3 protein-coding genes are annotated in these 3,696 nt (G+C 46.6%); all 3 read left to right on the plus strand.

The window, feature by feature from the left end:
- Nucleotides 1-604, plus strand: a 604-nt coding sequence (locus tag Q0340_RS03875; RefSeq protein WP_298082234.1) for a hypothetical protein, incomplete at its 5' end; no start/stop codon positions are given.
- A gap of 130 nt (nucleotides 605-734) precedes the next feature.
- On the plus strand, nucleotides 735-1,397 hold the full coding sequence (locus tag Q0340_RS03880) for a response regulator transcription factor (RefSeq protein ID WP_298082235.1): 663 nt from the start codon (nucleotides 735-737) through the stop codon (nucleotides 1,395-1,397).
- Complete coding sequence (locus tag Q0340_RS03885; protein WP_298082236.1) at nucleotides 1,381-3,102, plus strand: sensor histidine kinase; 1,722 nt, start codon at nucleotides 1,381-1,383, stop codon at nucleotides 3,100-3,102. Before Q0340_RS03880 ends, Q0340_RS03885 begins: the two co-directional genes overlap by 17 nt.
- Nucleotides 3,103-3,696: the final 594 nt, after the last annotated feature.

The following is a 3,696-nucleotide window of genomic DNA, read 5'->3' on the forward strand; positions in this document are numbered from 1 at the left end:
AGCAGATAACTCCGCCCAAACTAGTGAGGCTTTGGACACTAGAGATTTCAGCTTAAACGAAAACGCTGACTATGGCGCTCAAAATGCAGACGCGGCTAAAAATTTAGATGAAAATGCGCAGGATTTTTCGGCAAATTTAGCAAGCGAAACAAGCGAGCGGAATCTCGCGCCCTGCGAGCAAAATTCTAAAGATTTTTCCAGCGTGGAATGTCGCAAAAATCAAAAAAATTCTTCGGATGCGAAAGATTATAAGGACGAGCGGAATTCTTCGCAGACGCAAGACTTATCAAGTGCGCAAAATTTCGCTAGCGAGCAAAATTTCGCCGATACGCAAAATTTTTCAGATACAAGTAATTTAGCAAGCGCGCGAGATTCTGCCAGCGCAGCAAGCTGCGCGGAGGTTTGTAATTCTTGCAAGCCGGTGCTTTGCAGCCGCTGCAAACGCGAAGTCGTTAAGCAAAATTTCAAGCTTGGCTGCGTAGGATTTGGGCTTTTTGCGCTAAATATCGCAGCAGGCGCGCTAAATTTTTTAGGGCGGTTAGGAAGCGTAGCGGATAAAAAGGCAAGCGAGATTAGAGCTAGACAAAAGGCATCTGCGAATTAGCGCGGCCCCAATGCTACTGAAATTTAGTGGTGCATAAAGCGAGCGGGTTTACACATCCAAGGCGCTGCAAAATTTATGCGTTTTTGGCTAAAATGGCGGATTGGAATTAGCAAAATTTTAAAGGAGCGCTTTGAAAATTTTACTTGTCGAGGATGAAAAAGATCTAAATCAAATCATCGCAAAATGTCTGAAAAAGGACGGCTACAGCGTAGATTGCGCCTTTTGCGGCAAGGAAGCGCTAGAGCTTTTGGATGTCGCAAAATATGACGCTATCGTGCTTGATGCGATGATGCCTGTGATGGACGGCTTTGAGTTTTTGAAGGCGGCGCGGGCGCGCGGACTGGGCACGCCGGTTTTATTTTTAACTGCGCGGGACGCCAAAGAAGATATCATCGCAGGGCTTGATCTGGGCGCAGACGATTATATGGTTAAGCCCTTTGATTTTCGTGAGCTTTTGGCGCGACTTCGCGCAATTATCAGGCGTAAAAACGCTACTGCGGATAACGAAATTATCATAGGGCAAGTGCGCCTAAATCTAAGCAAAAAATCGGTCGTCTGCGCGGGCGAGGTAGTGGAGCTAACGGGTAAGGAATATAGAATTTTAGAGCTTTTGATGCTAAATCGCGGTGCGATTTTAAGCCGAGAACAAATCGGCGAGAGCATTTGGGATTTTAGCGACGAAGCAAGCTCAAATGTTATCGATGTTTTAATCAAAAATATCCGCAAAAAGCTAGGCGAGCATGGCGATATAATAGAAACGAAGCGAGGGCTTGGCTATGTCGTGGCAAAATAGCAAGATTTGGATTAAAATTTCGGCGATTGCGAAGCAGATTTTTGCCGCTATGGCGCTTTTCATATTAAAATTCGTGCGAAATTTTAAACAGAATTTTACGCATAATTTTGCGTGTTTAAAGAAAAGCCGCAAGAAAAATCCCACGCAAAATATCGAGTTAAACCGGGCTCTAAATTCTACTCAAAGCCAGGCGTCAAATTTTAAACGGAATTCCACGCAAAATCCGGCATCAAATTCCGCGCCAAATTTTTCTGCTACAAGCGCAACGCCTGATCTAGCGCAAAATTCTAATAGCGTCCTCGCGCAAAGTCAAGAACAAAATTTCGCGTCTAAAATCTCGATAAGAAATTTTACTCAAGTCTTATCTAGAGTATTTACAACCGCTAAGGAGAATTTTATCTCACGCGCGCTACCTATCAGCCTACGCGTGACGCTTTATTACAGCGTATTTATTTTGGCGCTTGCAGGCGCTATTATAGGCATTTGCGGCTATATTTTAGACGAAGTATCAGGAAGCTCCGTCAGCCAAAAAAAGCTTGCCCGCTTAGTGCAAAAAGCCGCGCGCGAGGGAAAATTTAAAAGCTTTGATGACGGTGCGTTTTTCTACGAGCATGACGGACAAGGCGGCGTGATCGCAGGGTTTGTGCCTAAAGGCTTCGAGCCTGCGATGCCGCTCTCTCCTCAAGGCGCGCGCGAGGCGGAGCTTGACGACGATGAGTTTTTCTATTATGACGCGCAGATTAAAGGACGCAGCGCATGGATACGCGGCGTCATTGCAGTTAGCGAGTTTGAGCTTGCGATGAAGCGCGTGATGCTAATCGCTCTTATCCTATCGCCGCTATTTGTAGTGCTCGTCATCTACGGCGGCTACGCGATCATAAAAAGAGCGTTTAAGCCCGTGCGCACTATGTCACGTACAGCTAGCGAGATCGGAGCTAGCGGCGATTTTACGCGACGAATAGAACTACCGCGAGGCAAGGATGAGCTAAGCGCGCTCGCGGCTACGTTTAATGAAATGCTAGCATCGCTGCAAAGCGCGTTTGAGCGCGAGCGGCAGCTAAGCGCCGATCTTTCGCATGAGCTGCGCACGCCCACTGCCGTCATACTGGCTCAAAGCGACTACGCCCTAGCCTACGAGCAGGATGCGAGCGAGGCGAAGGAGAGTTTCGCGGTCATCAACAATCAAGCGCGTAAAATTTCGGCGCTAATAGAGCAAATTTTAGAGCTTGCCCGCTTGCAGCGCGGCGCGCGTTTGGCACCCGTAAGCTTAAGCAGAATCGCAAACGAGTGCGCGCAAGACTTTCAACTTTTGTGCGCACAAAAAGGGCTAAGTTTTAGCTCACAGATAGCCGAGGGCGCGCGCGTAAACGGCGATGAGCTGCTTTTGACCAGGCTGATTAACAATCTTTTAAGCAATGCTTTAAAATTTACGCGCAGCTACGTCGTTTTAGAGCTTTGCGTCAGTGCAGACGCGTGCGAACTTAGAATAAGCGACGATGGAGAGGGCATCGAGCCTGCTTTACAAACTAAAATTTGGGACAAGCTCTATCAAATCGAGCGCTCCAGAAATCGCGAGCAAAATAGCGGCGCAGGGCTCGGACTAGCCATCGCCTCACAAATCGCAAAGATCCATGGCGCGCAGATTTCAATACGTAGCAAAGTAGGACGCGGAAGCAAATTTATCGTAAAGTTTAAGAAGGTTTAGGCGGTTTTGTGGGCTTGGCGGCGTAAAGAAATGCTGGGCGGCGAATTCTTAAAATTTTATCGCCTATTGTTGCTTAAAATTTAACGGCCATAGCCGTATATAGGGGCGATGGTGTAATTTTAAAATTAGGCCGGCGTCGCCAATAATATCGGATGATTTTTGTGATAGTCGTGCGCTTTTAAATTTAAATGGGCCAAATTTTAAAATTTAGTTTTACCGCGAAATTCCACGGCGAATTAATAAGACAAGGCGCGGCATTTTGCCCTTAGGCGAAGTGATAAGGCAAGCGCTTTATAGCTTAAGTGGGCCGGCGCGGGTAATTTAAGAATTTTGAGGTATGCGGCAAAATAAGCCTTCGCTGAAATTTCACGGCGCAGTATTACAGGATAAACCTTTGCTAAAATTCTAAGACGCCACATTCGGCTCTAGAGAATTTAAATTTAGGAGTATCTAGCGACCGAGTAAAAATTTAAATACGGAGCAAAAAAGACGGACTGAGATTTAAGACCGCCTGCATAAGCGAAATTTCTCTTTTTGCCCACCTCTCTCTTGTAGCTTACGGCGATATAGCCCGTTTGCCTTACCTCCTGCTAC

The sequence above is a fragment of the uncultured Campylobacter sp. genome (assembly GCF_938045595.1).
Taxonomy (GTDB): Bacteria; Campylobacterota; Campylobacteria; order Campylobacterales; family Campylobacteraceae; genus Campylobacter_B.

Bases quoted from the DNA above. Each gene is read 5' to 3' on its own strand.
- Q0340_RS03885 (WP_298082236.1), top strand. From the start codon at position 1,381: ATGTCGTGGCAAAATAGCAAGATTTGGATTAAAATTTCGGCGATTGCG.